Annotated in this window: 10 protein-coding genes; 5 read left to right on the top strand and 5 right to left on the bottom strand. The window is 70.7% G+C overall.

Features of this window, described 5'->3' with window-relative positions; translation table 11 throughout:
- The first annotated feature begins 225 nt into the window (after positions 1 to 225).
- A complete protein-coding gene (gene secA, locus ACWC21_RS09665; protein ID WP_450879882.1) occupies positions 226 to 3042 on the top strand; it encodes a preprotein translocase subunit SecA in 2817 nt (938 codons plus the stop codon).
- An 86-nt stretch (positions 3043 to 3128) separates the two neighbouring features.
- Here the strand turns inward: secA and ACWC21_RS09670 are convergent, their stop codons facing one another.
- Positions 3129 to 3638 carry an Rv3235 family protein gene (locus tag ACWC21_RS09670; protein ID WP_450879884.1) on the bottom strand — a complete coding sequence of 170 codons (510 nt, stop codon included), beginning with the start codon at positions 3636 to 3638 and terminating at the stop codon, positions 3129 to 3131.
- A 302-nt stretch (positions 3639 to 3940) separates the two neighbouring features.
- Here ACWC21_RS09670 and ACWC21_RS09675 point away from each other — a divergent pair, with 302 nt between their 5' ends.
- The 4 genes from ACWC21_RS09675 to ACWC21_RS09690 all read left to right on the top strand — a co-directional run bounded on the left by ACWC21_RS09675 (position 3941) and on the right by ACWC21_RS09690 (position 12227).
- Positions 3941 to 4453: a DUF6912 family protein gene (locus ACWC21_RS09675; RefSeq protein WP_450879886.1), complete on the top strand. Its 513-nt coding sequence runs from the start codon at positions 3941 to 3943 to the stop codon at positions 4451 to 4453.
- 56 nt (positions 4454 to 4509) lie between these two features.
- The gene (locus tag ACWC21_RS09680) at positions 4510 to 5190 is read left to right on the top strand and encodes an HAD family hydrolase (protein WP_450879888.1); all 681 of its coding nucleotides are present in this window, start codon (positions 4510 to 4512) and stop codon (positions 5188 to 5190) included.
- Between the two features lie 529 nt (positions 5191 to 5719).
- On the top strand, positions 5720 to 10672 hold the full coding sequence (locus ACWC21_RS09685) for an NAD-glutamate dehydrogenase (RefSeq protein WP_450879890.1): 4953 nt from the start codon (positions 5720 to 5722) through the stop codon (positions 10670 to 10672).
- Between the two features lie 154 nt (positions 10673 to 10826).
- Positions 10827 to 12227: a hypothetical protein gene (locus tag ACWC21_RS09690; RefSeq protein ID WP_450880211.1), complete on the top strand. Its 1401-nt coding sequence runs from the start codon at positions 10827 to 10829 to the stop codon at positions 12225 to 12227.
- An 18-nt stretch (positions 12228 to 12245) separates the two neighbouring features.
- Here the strand turns inward: ACWC21_RS09690 and ACWC21_RS09695 are convergent, their stop codons facing one another.
- The 4 genes from ACWC21_RS09695 to ACWC21_RS09710 form a co-directional block, all read right to left on the bottom strand.
- On the bottom strand, positions 12246 to 13892 hold the full coding sequence (locus tag ACWC21_RS09695) for a glycosyltransferase family 2 protein (protein ID WP_450879892.1): 1647 nt from the start codon (positions 13890 to 13892) through the stop codon (positions 12246 to 12248).
- Positions 13889 to 16084, bottom strand: a complete 2196-nt coding sequence (locus ACWC21_RS09700) for a CDP-glycerol glycerophosphotransferase family protein (RefSeq protein ID WP_450879894.1) — start codon at positions 16082 to 16084, stop codon at positions 13889 to 13891. Before ACWC21_RS09700 ends, ACWC21_RS09695 begins: the two co-directional genes overlap by 4 nt.
- A 103-nt stretch (positions 16085 to 16187) precedes the next feature.
- Entirely contained in the window at positions 16188 to 17045 is an 858-nt protein-coding gene (locus tag ACWC21_RS09705) for an ABC transporter ATP-binding protein (protein ID WP_450880213.1), read from the bottom strand.
- A 4-nt stretch (positions 17046 to 17049) separates the two neighbouring features.
- A complete protein-coding gene (locus tag ACWC21_RS09710) occupies positions 17050 to 17964 on the bottom strand; it encodes an ABC transporter permease (RefSeq protein ID WP_450879896.1) in 915 nt (304 codons plus the stop codon).
- Positions 17965 to 18119 lie beyond the last annotated feature (155 nt).

Raw genomic sequence — 18119 nt, forward strand, 5'->3', positions numbered from 1 at the left:
GAGGCCAGTCGTTGAGCGATGCGTGAGCGGGTGATCACACTTCGCACAATTCCTCGCGCCGGTGCGGCACTATCCGGACGACCCGTCCGTTGTGCCGGTTGGAGCACTCCCCGGACGGCCAGGCCCTCCCGGCGTGGCCGGGTCCTCGCATACGATGGCCGTTGCTCAGTACGTCAAATGGAAACCGACCGTCCCAAGGCCCGACCGGCAAGGAGACCAGCCCCCGTGTCCGTCCTCTCGAAGATCATGCGTGCAGGCGAAGGCAAAATCCTGCGCAAGCTGCACCGCATCGCGGACCAGGTCAACTCCATCGAAGAGGACTTCGTCGACCTCTCCGACGCCGAGCTGCGGGCTCTCACCGAGGAGTACAAGCAGCGGTACGCCGATGGTGAGACCCTCGACGACCTGCTCCCCGAGGCGTTCGCCACCGTCCGCGAGGCCGCCAAGCGCGTCCTCGGCCAGCGGCACTACGACGTGCAAATGATGGGCGGCGCCGCCCTGCACCTCGGCTACGTGGCCGAGATGAAGACCGGTGAGGGCAAGACCCTCGTCGGCACGCTGCCCGCGTACCTGAACGCCCTTTCCGGCGACGGGGTCCACCTCATCACGGTCAACGACTACCTGGCCGAGCGCGACTCCGAGATGATGGGCCGCGTCCACAAGTTCCTGGGCCTGACGGTTGGTTGCATCCTCGCCAACATGACGCCGGCCCAGCGCCGCGAGCAGTACCTGTGCGACATCACGTACGGCACGAACAACGAGTTCGGCTTCGACTACCTGCGCGACAACATGGCGTGGGCCAAGGACGAGCTCGTCCAGCGGGGCCACAACTTCGCCATCGTCGACGAGGTCGACTCCATCCTCGTCGACGAGGCCCGTACGCCGCTGATCATCTCCGGCCCGGCCGACCAGGCCACCAAGTGGTACGGCGACTTCGCCAAGCTGGTGACGCGTCTGAAGAAGGGCGAGGCCGGCAACCCGCTCAAGGGCGTGGAGGAGACCGGCGACTACGACGTCGACGAGAAGAAGCGGACGGTGGCCATCCACGAGTCCGGCGTCTCGAAGGTCGAGGACTGGCTGGGCATCGACAACCTCTACGAGTCGGTGAACACCCCTCTGGTGGGCTACCTGAACAACGCCATCAAGGCCAAGGAGCTCTTCAAGAAGGACAAGGACTACGTCGTCATCGACGGCGAAGTCATGATCGTCGACGAGCACACCGGCCGTATCCTCGCCGGCCGCCGCTACAACGAGGGCATGCACCAGGCGATCGAGGCGAAGGAAGGGGTGGACATCAAGGACGAGAACCAGACGCTCGCCACGATCACCCTGCAGAACTTCTTCCGCCTCTACAAGAAGCTCTCCGGCATGACCGGTACGGCGATGACCGAGGCCGCCGAGTTCCACCAGATCTACAAGCTCGGCGTGGTCCCGATCCCGACGAACAAGCCGATGATCCGCAAGGACCAGTCGGACCTGATCTACCGCACCGAGGTGGCCAAGTTCGAGGCGGTCGTCGACGACATCGCCGAGAAGCACGAGAAGGGCCAGCCGATCCTCGTCGGCACGACGTCCGTCGAGAAGTCGGAGTACCTGTCGCAGCAGCTGAGCAAGCGCGGCATCCAGCACGAGGTGCTCAACGCCAAGCAGCACGACCGTGAGGCGACGATCGTCGCGCAGGCGGGCCGCAAGGGCGCGGTCACGGTCGCCACGAACATGGCCGGCCGTGGTACGGACATCAAGCTCGGCGGCAACCCCGAGGACCTCGCCGAGGCGGAGCTGCGTCAGCGCGGCCTCGACCCCGAGGAGCACATCGAGGAGTGGGCGCACGCCCTGCCCGCCGCCCTGGAGAAGGCCGAGCAGGCGGTCAAGGCCGAGAAGGAAGAGGTCGAGGAGCTCGGCGGCCTGTACGTGCTGGGCACCGAGCGGCACGAGTCCCGCCGGATCGACAACCAGCTGCGCGGTCGTTCCGGCCGTCAGGGCGACCCCGGCGAGTCCCGTTTCTACCTCTCCCTCGGCGACGACCTGATGCGGCTGTTCAAGGCCCAGATGGTCGAGCGCGTGATGTCCATGGCGAACGTGCCGGACGACGTGCCGATCGAGAACAAGATGGTCACGCGCGCGATCGCGTCCGCCCAGTCGCAGGTCGAGCAGCAGAACTTCGAGACCCGTAAGAACGTCCTGAAGTACGACGAGGTGCTCAACCGGCAGCGCGAGGTCATCTACGGCGAGCGCCGCCGGGTCCTGGAGGGCGAGGACCTGCAGGAGCAGGTGCAGCACTTCATGGACGACACGATCGACGCGTACGTCGACGCGGAGACCTCCGAGGGCTTCTCCGAGGACTGGGACCTTGACCGGCTGTGGGGCGCCTTCAAGCAGCTCTACCCGGTGCGGGTCACCATCGAGGAGCTGGAGGAGGCGGCCGGCGACCGGGCCGGGCTGACCGCCGAGTTCATCTCCGAGTCCATCAAGGACGACATCCGCGAGCAGTACGAGGCGCGTGAGGCGCAGCTCGGCTCCGAGATCATGCGTGAGCTGGAGCGCCGGGTCGTGCTGTCGGTCCTGGACCGCAAGTGGCGTGAGCACCTCTATGAGATGGACTACCTCCAGGAGGGCATCGGCCTGCGCGCGATGGCGCAGAAGGACCCGCTGGTGGAGTACCAGCGCGAGGGCTTCGACATGTTCCAGGCCATGATGGAGGGCATCAAGGAGGAGTCCGTCGGCTACCTGTTCAACCTGGAGGTCCAGGTGGAGCAGCAGGTCGAGGAGGTCCCGGTCGAGGACGCCGCCCCGTCCCTCGAGAAGCAGCCGCAGGACACGGTTCCGGCGCAGGCCGGGGCACGTCCCGAGATCCGCGCCAAGGGGCTGGACGCCCCGCAGCGCCGGAACCTGCACTTCTCCGCCCCGACCGTGGACGGTGAGGGCGGCACCATCGAGGGCGACTTCGAGAGCGACGACGAGCCCGTGCGCTCCGAGGCCGACGGTCTCACCCGTGCCGAGCGGCGCAAGCAGGCCAAGGCGGGTCGTCGCCGCAAGAAGTGATCGCACCGCCGGTGGCGCACCGGTGACGGGAAGGGCCGGGACCCCGCGGGCGGGGGGACCGGCCCTTCGGCTTGCCCGCCGGTGTTTCAGTCGTCGTCCGCGTGCGGGGCACGCGGTCCGTCCAGTTCCACCGCCGTGCAGCGCCAGCGGAGGTCGGGGCCCTGTTCCAGGCGGAAGGCCATGGCGCGCAGCCGGTCGCCCGCGCCGATCCGGGCGAAGGCCTCGACGGCGCCCGCTCGGGGGACGTAGTAGCCGATGTCACGGACCACGGGACGGGTGCCGCGGGTGCGCAGGGGGCCGGCTTCGGCGAGCCGGGCCAGGTCGTCGTAGGCGCGGCCGACGGTGTGCCGGAGCATCCAGTGGACGGGGCGCCGGCCGCTCAGCACGGCGAGGAGACGGTCGGCGAAGAGGTCGGTGGGGCGGGGGAGCGGGCGCGGTACCGCGGCGGTGCGGCCCCCGCCCGGAGCCGTACCGGCCGGCGTCCGCCTGGCCGGGTTGCGCGGAGGGGCGCCGGCCGGGCGGCGGGGGTCGCGGCGGCTCGGCGGGCGGGTGCCGGGGCGGTGCTGCGCCGCTGCTCTGGTCATGACCTTGTTCATGGGAATCCCCGTTCTGCGGGCCCGACTGGTACCGGGCGGTAACTTGCTGGTGGGGACCTTGTACGGGGCGCGGGACGGCAGCGGCAAGGAAGGTCCGGCCGGTGTCGGGCGGCAGGGAAGTTCACCTATCCGAGTGGTCGGCAGGGGTGTGAACCCGGTACCGACGGGCTGCGCCCGGGTGAACCGGGGGGTGTCGGGTGGACGTGTGGAGCGTCCTGGGCGGCAACTCGAAAGAGGACTCCCGCGCGTATCCTGTAGGCCGCTCCTGGAGCGGAGCCCGTCGACCAGAAAGAGCGGCCAGCATGCGCGTCTACGTCCCCCTGACCCTGACCGGGCTCGCCGAGGCGTACAAGACGGGTGAACTGGGAAGCGGCTCGCTCGTCGCGTACGCCGTCACGCCCGGGTTGCGTGAGTGGTACCTCTCCGACGACATCGAGGAACTGGAGTACGCGGCGCTGAGCCGGGCCGCGCTCGCCTCCCTCCGGCTGCTGGCGGCGGATCCGGACGCGGCGCGGCGACGCGTCGTGGTCGCCGTGGACGTGCCCGACGGCGCGGCCACGGCCGACCCGGACCGCGGGCTCGACCCGGCGGCACTCGGCGAGGTGCGGCTGGCCGGAACGGTGCGGCTGGCGAAGGCGGCCGCGGTGCACGTGGACGCGGAGGACGCGGAGCACGACGTGACCGCGGCGGCGGGGGCGCTCGAGGCGGCGGACGGCGGGGACGACGACGCGCAGTTCGTCGTGGACGGTGCCGAGGACCACGAGCTGCTGTGGTTCGCCACGCAGGAGATCCCGAACCTGGTGGGACTCGGGTGACCCTGCGCATCGGCGATCGTCACTGATTGTCAGTGGCGGCGGGTACGTTTTCAGGCATGGGGATGCACTCAAACGCGCACATCGTGTGGGACTGGAACGGAACGCTGTTCCACGACAACGAGGCGATCATCGGGGCGACGAACGCGGCGTTCGGCGAGCTGGGGCTGGCGCCGATCACACTGGAGCAGTACCGGGCGTTGTACTGCGTGCCGGTGCCGAAGTTCTACGAGCGGCTGCTGGGCAGGCTGCCGACCGACGCCGAGTGGGAGGTCATGGACGGGGTCTTCCATCGGTACTACGCCGAGCACCGGGTGCGGTGCGGGCTGACCGAGGGGGCGGTGGAACTGCTGGCGGGGTGGCGGTCCGCGGGACGCAGCCAGTCGCTGCTGAGCATGTACGGGCACGACGAGTTGGTGCCGCTGGTGCGGGGGTTCGGGATCGAGTCGCACTTCATGCGGGTCGACGGGCGGACCGGGCCGTCGGGCGGCAGCAAGGCCGAGCACATGGTGCGGCATCTCGAGGCGCTGGCCGGCAACGGGGTGGAGCCGACGCGTACGGTGGTGATCGGGGACGCGGCCGACGACGCGGTGGCGGCGCGGCACGTGGGGGCACTGGCCGTGCTGTACACCGGCGGGTCGCACAGCCGGGCCAGCCTGGAGTCGGTGGGGGTGCCGGTGGTGGACACGCTGGCGGAGGCCGTGGCGGAGGCGGAGCGCTGCGCGGCTTCGACGCATTGATCTGCGCCGGGATTGCGTCGAGCCCGTGACCGGGGCTGGGGCGGTGGGTCCCGCGGCCAGCCGGCAAGCCGGAGCGGATACGCCACCCGGCGCCTCGCCGCCCCTGTGCAGAACGTCAAACTTCCACCCCTGGTTTTGTACGTGAGTGGCTCATGACGAGCCCCCCTCGAGGAGCGATAGCCTTGTGGCGTGATCAGCGCGATAGTTCGCGGGGGCACTGGTGTCTCCGCCCCGCGCCCGGGGAGCACGGACCACATCCGTGACCGGGCGGCGGTCGCTGGTCTTCGCGGGCGGGACGGGGACACGAGGGTCCCCGAGGCGCCGCGCACCCCATGGGCCACGACATCGCAGAGAGCAGCGTCACACCCGTCGGGCACGCCGAGAATGGCCGATAACCCCCCGCTCATCTCCCCTTGCGGCATAGCGTCGGATCGGACCGGACACCCCGGGCCGTGGCGTCGAGCCGGAAGGAAAGAGACCGTACTTCCTTCTACGTCACGCAACGGCGCGCGACAGGAGCCAGAGGACAATGCAGACCAAGCTGGACGAAGCCAAGGCCGAGCTGCTCGAGAGGGCTGCTCGGGTAGCTGAGAACAGCCCGGTCGGGGGGCACCTACCGACCGGGACCACGGGCGAGGGCGTTCCGGGCACCCCGGGCAGCCCTGACCAGGAATCCATGCTCGCGTTCCTCCAGCGCTACTACCTGCACACCGCCCCCGAGGACCTCGCCGACCGCGACCCGGTCGACGTCTTCGGCGCCGCTGTCTCGCACTACCGGCTGGCCGAGAACCGACCTCAGGGCACGGCCAACGTGCGGGTCCACACCCCGACCGTCGAGGAGAACGGCTGGACCTGCAGCCACACCGTCGTCGAGGTCGTCACCGACGACATGCCCTTCCTCGTCGACTCGGTCACCAACGAGCTGACCCGGCAGGGGCGTGGCATCCACGTCGTCATCCACCCGCAGTTCGTCGTCCGGCGCGACCTCACCGGCAAGCTCATCGAGGTGCTGCCGACCCCGCCCGCCGACGGCGATCTCCCGCACGACGCGCACGTCGAGTCCTGGATCCACGTCGAGACCGACCGTGAGACCGACCGCGCCGACCTGAAGCAGATCACCTCGGACCTGCTGCGCGTGCTGTCCGACGTCCGGGAGGCCGTCGAGGACTGGGAGAAGATGCGCGACGCGGCGCTGCGCATGGCCGATGAACTCCCGGCGGAATCCGTTCCCGGCGATCTCGCCGCGCCCGAGGTGGAGGAGGCCCGCGAGCTGCTGCGCTGGCTGGCCGCCGACCACTTCACCTTCCTCGGCTACCGCGAGTACCAGCTGCGCGGAGACGACTCCCTGGCCGCCGTCCCCGGCACCGGTCTCGGCATACTGCGCTCGGACCCGCACCACTCCGATGACGAGCAGCACCCCGTCAGCCCGTCCTTCGAGCGGCTCCCGGCCGACGCCCGGGCCAAGGCCCGTGAGCACAAGCTGCTGGTGCTCACCAAGGCCAACAGCAGGGCCACCGTGCACCGGCCGTCGTACCTGGACTACATCGGCGTCAAGAAGTTCGACGAGAACGGCGAAGTCGTCGGCGAGCGCCGCTTCCTCGGCCTGTTCTCCTCCGCCGCCTACACCGAGTCCGTCCGCCGGGTCCCGGTGATCCGGCGCAAGGTCGACGAGGTGCTGGAGCGCGCCGGCTTCTCGCCGCACAGCCACGACGGCCGTGACCTGCTCCAGATCCTGGAGACCTACCCGCGCGACGAGCTCTTCCAGACCCCGGTCGCCGAGCTGCAGTCCATCGTCACATCGGTGCTGTACCTGCAGGAGCGGCGACGCCTCCGGCTCTACCTACGGCAGGACGAGTACGGGCGCTACTACTCCGCGCTGGTCTACCTGCCCCGCGACCGCTACACCACCGGTGTCCGGCTGCGGATCATCGACATCCTGAAGGAGGAGCTGGGCGGCACCAGCGTCGACTTCACGGCCTGGAACACCGAGTCGATCCTCTCCCGGCTGCACTTCGTCGTCCGTGTTCCGCAGGGCACCGACCTGCCCCAGCTCAGTGACAGCGACAAGGAGCGCATCGAGGCCCGCCTCGTGGAGGCCGCCCGGTCGTGGACCGACGCGTTCGCCGAGGCACTGACCGCCGAATGCGGCGAGGAGCACGCGGCCGAGGTGCTGCGCCGCTACAGCAACGCCTTCCCCGAGGGGTACAAGGCCGACCACAGCCCGCGCGCCGCCGTCGCCGACCTCGTCCACCTGGAGCGGCTGAGCGAGGACAGGACGTTCTCCCTGAGCCTGTACGAGCCGGTGGGCGCCGGGCCCGAGGAGCGCCGCTTCAAGATCTACCAGAAGGGCGGCACGGTCTCCCTGTCCGCGGTGCTGCCGGTGCTGAGCCGGCTCGGTGTCGAGGTCACCGACGAGCGGCCGTACGAGCTGCGCTGCACCGACCGGACGACCGCGTGGATCTACGACTTCGGTCTGCGCATGCCCAAGGCGGCCGGCGGTGGCGCGGAGCAGCTCGGCGACGACGCACGCGAGCGCTTCCAGGACGCATTCGCCGCCACCTGGACCGGCCACGCGGAGAACGACGGCTTCAACGCCCTGGTGCTGAGCGCCGGTCTGACCTGGCGGCAGGCGATGGTGCTGCGGGCGTACGCCAAGTACCTGCGGCAGGCCGGCTCCACCTTCAGCCAGGACTACATGGAGGACACCCTCCGCAACAACGTCCACACCACCCGGCTGCTCGTCTCCCTGTTCGAGGCGCGGATGTCGCCGGAGCGGCAGCGCGCCGGCCTGGAGATCGTCGAGGCCCTGCTCGAGGAGCTCGACGCGGCCCTGGACCAGGTGGCGAGTCTCGACGAGGACCGCATCCTTCGCTCCTTCCTCACCGTCATCAAGGCGACGCTGCGCACCAACTTCTTCCAGGAGACGCTCGGCGGCAAGCCGCACGAATACGTCTCCATGAAGTTCGACCCGCAGGCCATCCCCGACCTGCCGGCGCCGCGCCCGGCGTACGAGATCTGGGTGTACTCGCCGCGCGTCGAGGGCGTGCACCTGCGCTTCGGCAAGGTCGCCCGGGGCGGCCTGCGCTGGTCGGACCGCCGCGAGGACTTCCGTACCGAGATCCTCGGCCTGGTCAAGGCGCAGATGGTGAAGAACACCGTCATCGTGCCGGTCGGTGCCAAGGGCGGCTTCGTCGCCAAGCAGCTGCCCGACCCGAGCGTGGACCGGGACGCCTGGCTGGCGGAGGGCATCGCCAGCTACAAGACGTTCATCTCGGCGCTGCTGGACATCACCGACAACATGGTGGCCGGCGAGGTCGTGCCCCCGCAGGACGTCGTGCGGCACGACGGGGACGACACCTACCTGGTGGTCGCCGCCGACAAGGGCACCGCGACGTTCTCCGACATCGCCAACGAGGTCGCCGAGGCGTACAACTTCTGGCTTGGTGACGCGTTCGCCTCCGGCGGCAGCGCGGGCTACGACCACAAGGGCATGGGCATCACCGCCCGCGGTGCCTGGGAGTCCGTCAAGCGGCACTTCCGGGAGCTGGGCGTGGACACCCAGAGCCAGGACTTCACGGTCGTCGGCATCGGCGACATGTCCGGTGACGTGTTCGGCAACGGCATGCTGCTGAGCGAGCACATCCGGCTGGTCGCCGCCTTCGACCACCGGCACATCTTCATCGACCCGAACCCCGACGCGGCCGTCTCCTACGCCGAGCGGCGCCGTCTGTTCGAGCTGCCCCGCTCCAGCTGGGAGGACTACGACACCGGCCTGCTGTCGGCGGGCGGCGGCGTGTTCCCGCGCAGCGCCAAGGCCATCCCGGTCAACGCGCACATCCGCGAGGCCCTCGGCATCGAGGGCAAGGTCACCAAGCTGACCCCGGCCGACCTGATGAAGGCGATCCTCAAGGCCCCGGTGGACCTGCTGTGGAACGGCGGCATCGGCACGTACGTCAAGGCGTCCACGGAGTCCAACACGGACGTCGGCGACAAGGCCAACGACGCCATCCGCGTCGACGGCGCCGACCTGCGCGTCAAGGTGGTCGGTGAGGGCGGCAACCTGGGCCTGACCCAGCTGGGCCGCATCGAGTTCGCGATGCACGGCGGCAAGATCAACACGGACGCGATCGACAACAGCGCCGGTGTGGACACCTCCGACCACGAGGTGAACATCAAGATCCTGCTCAACGGCCTGGTGACCGACGGCGACATGACCGTCAAGCAGCGCAACAAGCTGCTCGCCGAGATGACCGACGAGGTCGGCCGTCTCGTCCTGCGCAACAACTACGCGCAGAACACGGCGATCGCCAACGCGCTGGCCCAGTCCAAGGACATGCTCCACGCCCAGCAGCGCTTCATCCGCCACCTGGTGCGCGAGGGCCACCTCGACCGGGCGCTGGAGTTCCTGCCCACCGACCGCCAGATCCGCGAGCGGCTCGCCCAGGGCCAGGGACTGACCAGCCCGGAGACGGCCGTCCTGCTGGCCTACACGAAGATCACGGTCGCCGAGGAGCTGCTGCACACCTCGCTGCCGGACGATCCGTACCTGCGCGTCCTGCTGCACGCCTACTTCCCGACCGAGCTGCGCGAGCAGCTCGCCGACCGGATCGACAGCCACCCGCTGCGCCGCGAGATCACCACGACGGTCCTGGTCAACGACACGGTCAACACGGGCGGTACCACCTACCTGCACCGCCTGCGCGAGGAGACCGGCGCCTCCCTGGAGGAGATCGTCCGGGCGCAGACCGCGGCCCGTACGATCTTCTGCTCGGCGCCGGTGTGGGACGCGGTCGAGGCGCTCGACAACAAGGTCGACGCCGACGTCCAGACCCGCATCCGGCTGCACTCGCGCCGCCTGGTCGAGCGTGGCACGCGCTGGCTGCTGAACAACCGGCCGCAGCCGCTGCAGCTCGCCGAGACCGTCGAGTTCTTCGCCGAGCGGGTGGAGCAGGTCTGGCAGCAGCTGCCGAAGCTGCTGCGCGGCGCGGACCTGGAGTGGTACCAGCACGTGTACGACGAGCTGGCCGGCGCCGGGGTCCCGGACGAGCTGGCCACGCGGGTCGCCGGATTCTCCTCGGCCTTCCCGACGCTCGACATCGTCTCGGTGGCCGACCGTATGGGCAAGGAGCCGCTGGACGTCGCCGAGGTCTACTACGACCTCGCGGACCGGCTGCACATCACCCAGCTCATGGACCGCATCATCGAGCTGCCCCGCCACGACCGCTGGCAGTCGATGGCCCGCGCGTCCATCCGCGAGGACCTGTACGCGGCCCACGCGGCCCTCACCGCGGACGTGCTGGCCGTCGGCAACGGCACCTCGACCCCCGAACAGCGCTTCAAGGCCTGGGAGGCGAAGAACGCGGCGATCCTGGGCCGGGCGCGCACCACCCTCGAGGAGATCCGCAGCTCGGAGACCTTCGATCTCGCCAACCTGTCGGTGGCGATGCGGACGATGCGAACGCTCCTGCGCACGCATTCCTAGGCCGTACGGCGACGACGGGGCGCCCCGAGCCGCACGGCTCGGGGCGCCCCGTCTTGTCTTGGATAGAGTCCGGAATGTGAGTTTTCGTCGGACGGGCGCCGCACTGCCCGGCAGGGCCCTTCCGCAGGCCGCCGCCGTGCTCGTCCTGCTCCTGATGGTCCTGGTGATCGTCCGCCTTCCCTGGGTGGGCGACCTCGGGATGCACGCGGCGACGATCCAGCGCCTGCGGCACAGTCTGCTGCACCCCGGCAATCCGCTGGTCGACGCGGACACGCCGAGCCCCTACTACTCACCGTGGATGCTGCTGCTCGGCTGCCTCGCCCGCGTCACCGGGCTCTCGGTGTTCGTGGTGCTGCGCGTCGCCGCGGTCGTCGGGCTCGGGCTGCTGGTCAGCGGTGTGTGGCGGTACGTCCGGACGCTCGGTGCCGACCGGGCCGCGCCGGCGGTGGCGCTGCTGTGCCTGCTCCTGCTCTGGGGGCCGCGTCTGTTCGAGTGGAGCGGGTTCCTCGGACTGAACTCGCTGGCGCTGACGGTGTCGTACCCGAGCGTCTTCGCGCTCGGTCTCGCCTTCCACTTCTGGGCCTGGCTCACGAGGGCGCTGCGCGGCGGTGCCGGGACCGGTTGGGGGACGTGGCTGGGGCTCGGGGCGCTGTGGGCGTTGATCCTGCTCTGCCACCAGTTCACCGGTGTCGTCGCCTCACTGGGTGCGCTGGCCACGGTGATCGCGGCACGGCCCGGGCGGGCGGTGACGGCGCGGCCGGCGGCGGCGCTGCTGCTGGGCCTGGTGGTGCTCTGGTTGTGGCCCTACTACGACTTCTTCTCGCTGTTCTCCGCCGGAGCCGGTCTGGAGGCGATCCACCGGCCGCTGTACGGGCACCTGCTCGGGCGGTTCGGGCTGGCGCTGGTCGGGGTGGTGGCGCTCGGGCTGCGGTTCAGGCGGGACCGGTGGGATCCGCTGGTGATCTTCTTCGCGCTGGGGGTGCTCGTGTTCGCCGCGGGCGGGCTGAGCGGCCACTACTCCTGGGGGCGGGTGCTGCCGGCCGCGTTGATCCCGGCGCAGCTGGCGGCCGCGCTCGAGGCGACGGGCGGGCGGCGGCGGGCGGTGTGGGCGTGTGTGGTGGGCGCCGCGCTGGCCGTGGGCGCATGGACGCAGATGGGGACGGTCGGGTATGTCGTGCGGCCAAGTGCCCTGCCCGGGGCGGTGGCGGCACGGTACCGGGCGCCGTGGGCGGGCTACCGGTGGATCACCCCGTGGGTCGGGTACGGGGACGTGGTGATGGCCCGGACGAGGCCGGCCCGGCAGATCCCGGCGTACGGGGCGTACACCGTGGCGCCGGGGTACCCCGATGTGTTCCTCGCCGACGCGGGACGCAGGGAGACGGCCGTGCGGCGGTACTTCGCGGCGGGGACGGCGGGGGAGGTGCGGCGCGGAATCCTGCGGGAGTACGGGGTGCGGTGGGTGGTGGACCGGGGGAGCGCGGGGCCCGGTCCCGGGCTGCGGGTGGTGGCCCGGGGGCCGGACGGGCAGGTGCTGTACCGGGTGGCCGGCTCGTGAGCCACCGCAGGGCCTGAGTCACCGCAGGGCGCTCGCCACCAGCCGCGCGGCCCTCCGTATCCGCGGTCGCGCCATCCGCCGTACGACCGGCCGCACGACTCGCGCGGTCACGCCCGTCGGCTCCCAGCGCACCTGGAGCCGGCCCGGGTTGTGGGGTTCCGGTTCCACGGTCAGCCGGTGGTGGCCGACCTGGTGGGAGAGGGACGGGAAGGCGATGGGGGCGAGGAGCATGCCCGTGTGGGCGAGGTCCTGCTGGGTGATGCGCAGGACCGGATGCCGTATGCCCTCGAAGCCGTGGAGGGGGAGCGATGCCGTGGTCAGGTCCAGATGGATCCGGCCCTCGTAGACGCCGGGGCGGACGGGGGTCAGACGGAAGGGGACCGTGACGCGGCGGCGGCCCGGGGTGAGGATGAGTGCGGCGCGCTGCGGGCCGACGGGGAGCCGCAGTCCCGGGTCGTAGGTGCGGATGCCCAGGTCGAGCGAGGCGCCGGGGCCGGGGGTGAGCTCCGTGATCTCGTGGCGGAACAGGGCGCTGTGGAAGGGGCGCGCGTCCAGTTCGAGGTCGGTCACGTCCAGTTCGCGGCGGGCCCGGACGGTCCCGGGGACGCGGTCGCCCCAGTACGTGGCGTCGCCCTCGGGCGAGGGGGTCACCTGTCTCGGCGCGACCGCGTGACCCAGGCCGCGTGCGGCCTCCCGGGCCTCGGGCAGGCGGCGGTCCCGGACGAGCTGCAGCACGACCCGTTCCGGGCGGGGCAGTCGGGCGTACGCGTCGGGCGAGAGCGTGTCGAGGTACGGGGTGACGATGTCGGCGAAGGACGCCAGCCACGCGTCGTCGCGGTAGGGCAGGTCCCCGGCGTACATGCGGAAGTCGTGCTTGAGGAACTTGTGGTCCTTGTCCTCCCGCAGCGACTCGTGCCCGCTCTCGGTCAGGAACCCGTCGATCAGGCGCTGGACGTGGATCCGGTCGCGGACGTTGCCGAGTCGGTGGCGCTGGTTGGAGATCGAGGCCGAGTCGGCGGTGGCGTGCGGCTCTATGTACCAGTGGTAGACCGGCTCGGGGATGATCGTGAACGACTTCGCCAGGCAGTACGCCTGCGCGGTGAACAGCTGGTCCTCGTAGTGGATGCCCTCGGGGAACCGCAGGTCGTGGCGGTCGAGGAAGGAGCGGGCGTACATCTTGCTGGTCGCCAGGTGTTCGAACAGCAGCCGGGGTTCGGACTCTATGCCGTTCACCGTGCGGCGCTCGGCCACCAGGTGCGGCATCCAGGTCGAGCGGTGGCCGTTGTCCACCCGTATCCGCCGTACCGCGCCCATCGCGAAGTCGATCTCCCGCTCCCGGTGGGCGGCCAGCAGGAGCTCGACGGCGTTCTCGGGCAGCTCGTCGTCGCTGTCCAGGAACATCAGGTACGGCGCCCGGGCGATCTCCAGGGCCCGGTTGCGCGGGGCGCTGCAGCCGCCGCTGTTCTCCGGCAGCCTATGGCAGCGGATGCGGGGGTCGCCGGACGCCAGCCTCCGTGCCACGGCCGGGGTGTCGTCCGTCGAGTGGTCGTCGCTGATGATGATCTCGAGGTCGGGGTGGGTCTGCCGCCGCAGCGAGGCGACCGCCCGGGGCAGGCGTGCCGCGTCGTTGTGGACGATCACGGTGACGGTGACGTCGGGGGTCATGCGTCGGCCTCCTCCGGGCGGGGCGCCGGTGTGCGTTGCTCGAGGGGGATCACCGGGGGCAGCGACTCCTCGCTCTCGCCGAGGAAGACCCGCCGTACGACCCGCTCGGCGGCGCGCCCGTCGTCGTACTCGCAGAACCGCCGCCGGAAGGCGGCCCGTGCCTTCGCCGCGGCCTCGTCCCGCCAGGCGCCCGTGGTGAGGATCTCCGCCAGTTCCTCCTGGGTGCGGGCCACCTGGCCGGGCGGTTCGGCCATCAGGTCGAAGTAGACGCCGCGGGTCGTCGCGTACGTCTCCCAGTCGTCGGCGTAGACCACGATCGGCCGGTCCAGGTTGGCGTAGTCGAACATGATGGACGAGTAGTCGGTGACCAGGGCGTCCGCCGCCAGGCACAGGTCCTCGACCGGGTCGTACGCCGAGACGTCGACGACCCTTCCCGCGCGGCGCAGACCGGCCAGGGGGGAGGCCGCGCCGCCGTAGAAGTAGTGGGCGCGCACCAGCAGCACGGTGTCCTCGCCGAGGCGGTCGGCCAGGGCGGCCAGGTCGAGCCGGGGAGTCCAGCCGGCCTCGTAGTCCCGGTGGGTGGGGGCGTACAGGACGGCCCGCCGTCCGGGGGCGATGCCGAGGCGTTCGCGGACGGCGCGCACTCCCCGGGCGTCGCAGCTGTAGTAGACGTCGTTGCGCGGATAGCCGTAATCCAGCGACGTGTAGCGGGAGGGGTAGGCGCGCTCCCACATGCGGGTGGAGTGGTTGTTGGCGGAGACGCTGTAGTCCCACCTGTCGACGCGGGCCAGCAGGGCGGCGAAGTCCATGCCCTTGGCGGCGGCCGGGTGCCGCATCTGGTCCACGCCCATGCGCTTGAGCGGGGTGCCGTGGTGCGTCTGGAGATGGATCGCGTCGGGGCGCTTGACCACCGCGTTGGGGAAGTTGACGTTGTTGGTGAGGTACTTGGCGGTGGCCAGCACCTCCCAGTAGCGGCGGGTGCCGGGGACGACGTGGTCGGTGCCGGGTGGCAGGAGCGGCACGTTCTCCTTGGCCACCACCCACACCGGGTGTATGTGCGGGGCGAGTTCGCCGAGTTTGGCGGCGATCGCGGCCGGGTTGCAGGCGACCCCCCGCTCCCAGTAGGCGGCGAAGACCGCCAGGCCGAGGTCGACGGGGCGGCCGAGCGCCCTGCGGTACTGCTGCTCGCGCAGCTTGGTGCCGAGCTGCCGTTTGCGGGTTCCCAGCGTCGCCTTCGCCGCGCGGCGGGTGCGGTTGGCGGCCTGGAAAGCGCGGTAGCGGTGGTAGGCGCCCTCCTCGAGCAGGGCACGGCGCACGCCCTCCGGACCGGCCGGGCGGCGGTGGTCCGGAGCGCGCCAGCGGACCGCCGCCAGGGACGCCCGGCGGAAGAACTCCCGGGCCACCGGCTCGGGCAGGCTCTCCCGGGCGAACGTGCGCAGCAGGTCGCCGACCATGAGGTCGTAGAGGACCGCGCGGGTGGCGGGGCGGTCCTTGGCCAGGGCGAGCAGCGTCTCGTAGCGGTCGACGAGGCCGTAGCGGTCCTCCGGGGCGACGGGCGGGAGGCTCTCGGGGCGCAGCAGGCGGTCCTCGTACGCCACCTGGTTCAGGCAGGCGATCCGGCCGGCGTGCAGCAGCGCCGTGTACGCCGCGCGGGGTTCGTCGTCGGTGGCGAGCCGCTCCTGGTTGGTGTGCCAGAAACCGGCGCGCAGCGCCCGGTTGCCGAGGAGTGGGGGCAGACGCAGCAGGTGGGGGGCCTCGTCCAGGGTGAGCGCGGCGCGGCCCGCCCGGGCCAGCAGGCGGCCGCCGCCGGAGGGTCTGCCGGAGGTCTCCCAGGTGCTGGTGACGTGGTCGAGGAGGAGGACGTCGACCTCGTCGGGGAGTTCGGCGGCGCGCTCGGCGACCATGCGGGGGGCGCCGGCGGGCAGGCCGTCCTTGGCGTGGACGAAGTGCAGCCAGCGTCCGGACGCACGTGCGGCGCCCGCCGTCCGGGCCGCCGCGTCCCCCGTTCCGGCCGGCAGGGGCAGCACCACCGTCTCCGGGGAGTGCGCCTCGGCGGTCTCCCGGGCCCAGTCGCCGACCGCGGCCACGATCACCTCGGCGTCCGGGAGCGGGTGGGCGTCGAGGGAGTCGAGGAGCCCGGTCAGGTGTCCCTGGGTGTTCGGCCCGTAGACGATGACGCTGAGCTCGGGCATCGCGGGGACTCCTTCGCCTCGTCGCCACGGGGGTCGCACCTTTCAGCCCATAGTGCCACCGGTGGGATGAAAGGGGCGGGCCTGACTGCGCCGACCGGGGAGCTCAGGAAGGCAGGGAGACCTCCGGCTGCAGCTCCTTCGTCGGCGTGACCTTCGGCGTGGCCGCCGGTGCGGACTTCGGCCCCTTGTCGCCGGTGAAGGCCTCGTACTCCGCCATGACCTCCTCCGTCGGCCCGTCCATACGCAGTTCGCCGCGCTCCAGCCACAGCACCCGTTCGCAGGTGTCGCGGATCGACTTGTTGTTGTGGCTGACCAGGAACACGGTGCCCGCGTGCCGGCGCAGCTCGCGGATGCGTTCCTCGGAGCGCTTCTGGAAGGAGCGGTCGCCGGTGGCCAGTGCCTCGTCGATCAGCAGGACGTCGTGGTCCTTGGCGGCGGCGATGGAGAAGCGCAGACGGGCGGCCATGCCGGAGGAGTAGGTGCGCATCGGAAGGGTGATGAAGTCGCCCTTCTCGTTGATGCCGGAGAACTCGACGATGTCCTCGTAGCGCTCCTTGATCTGCTCGCGGGACATGCCCATGGCGAGGCCGCCGAGGTAGACGTTGCGCTCGCCGGTCAGGTCGCTCATCAGGGCCGCGTTGACGCCGAGCAGGGACGGCTGGCCGTGGGTGTAGATCTGGCCGTTCTCCACCGGGAGCAGGCCGGCCACCGCCTTCAGCAGCGTCGACTTGCCGGAGCCGTTGGTGCCGATGAGCCCGATCGCCTCGCCCTTGTAGGCGACGAACGAGACCTTCTTGACCGCGTGCACCCTGCGCACGCCCGCCGCCTTCTCCGCCTGCTCGCGGCGCAGCATGCGGTTGAGGGCGGCGGTGGCGGAGCCGCGTCCGGCGCCGGTGCCGTTGACCCGGTAGACGATGTCGACGCCGTCGACGACGACGGTGGGGATGCGGGTGTCGTTCATGGTGTCAGCCACGGCCGTACGTCTCCTCAGCCTTCCAGAAGTAGATGAAGCCGCCGACCCCGGCGAGCAGGGCCCAGCCCGTGGCCGCCGCCCACACGTGCGGGGGCAGCTGGCTCGCGTGGAAGCTGTCGATCAGCGCGAAGCGCATGAGGTCGATGTACACGGCGGCCGGGTTGGTCTCCAGGGCGATCGTCAGCCAGTGGGGCAGATGGTCGCCCTTGGTCAGCTTGTCGATGCTCCACATCACGCCGGAGACGTACATCCAGGTGCGCAGGATGAACGGCATCAGCTGGGCGATGTCGGGGGTCTTCGCGCCCATCCGGGCCATGATCATCGAAACGCCGGCGTTGAAGGTGAACTGGAGCACCAGCACCGGGATCGCCAGCACCCACGAGGCGGAGACGGGGACGCCGAAGCAGAGCAGGATGACGACCAGCGCGGCCATCGAGAACAGCAGCTGCTGGAGCTGCTGGAGCGCGAACGAGATGGGCAGCGCGGCCCGCGGGAAGTGCAGCGCCCGGACCAGGCCGAGGTTGCCGGAGATCGCCCGGGTGCCCGCCATGATGGAGCTCTGGGTGAACGTCCAGATGAACACCCCGGTGACCAGGAACGGGATGTAGTCCGGCACGTGCCGCTTGGTGCCCAGCAGGACGCCGAAGATGAAGTAGTAGACCGCCGCGTTGAGCAGCGGGGTCATGACCTGCCAGACCTGGCCGAGCTTCGCCTGGCTGTACTGGGCGGTGAGCTTGGCGGTGGCGAAGGCACTGATGAAGTGCCGCCGCGCCCAGAGCTGGCGGACGTACTCGGGCAGGGAGGGGCGGGCGCCGCTGACCGTGAGGCCGTGCCGTGCGGCCAGGGCCGAGAGGTCGTCCTCGGCCGGGACCTCGGTCGGGGGCGGTGTGTGGAGAACCTGGCTCACATCCGCTGCTTTCACTCGGGGGGAGAGGGGGGTGCGTGCGGGCTGCCGCCGGGTCCGCTTCGCCCGGCGTTTCCTTACGCTTCTCTTCACGTTTTCTTACGTCGGAACGGGACCGTATCGTCGCAACGTGAGAGTAGGGCCAATCGACGTCGCAA

This window comes from Streptomyces sp. NPDC001348, assembly GCF_053597535.1.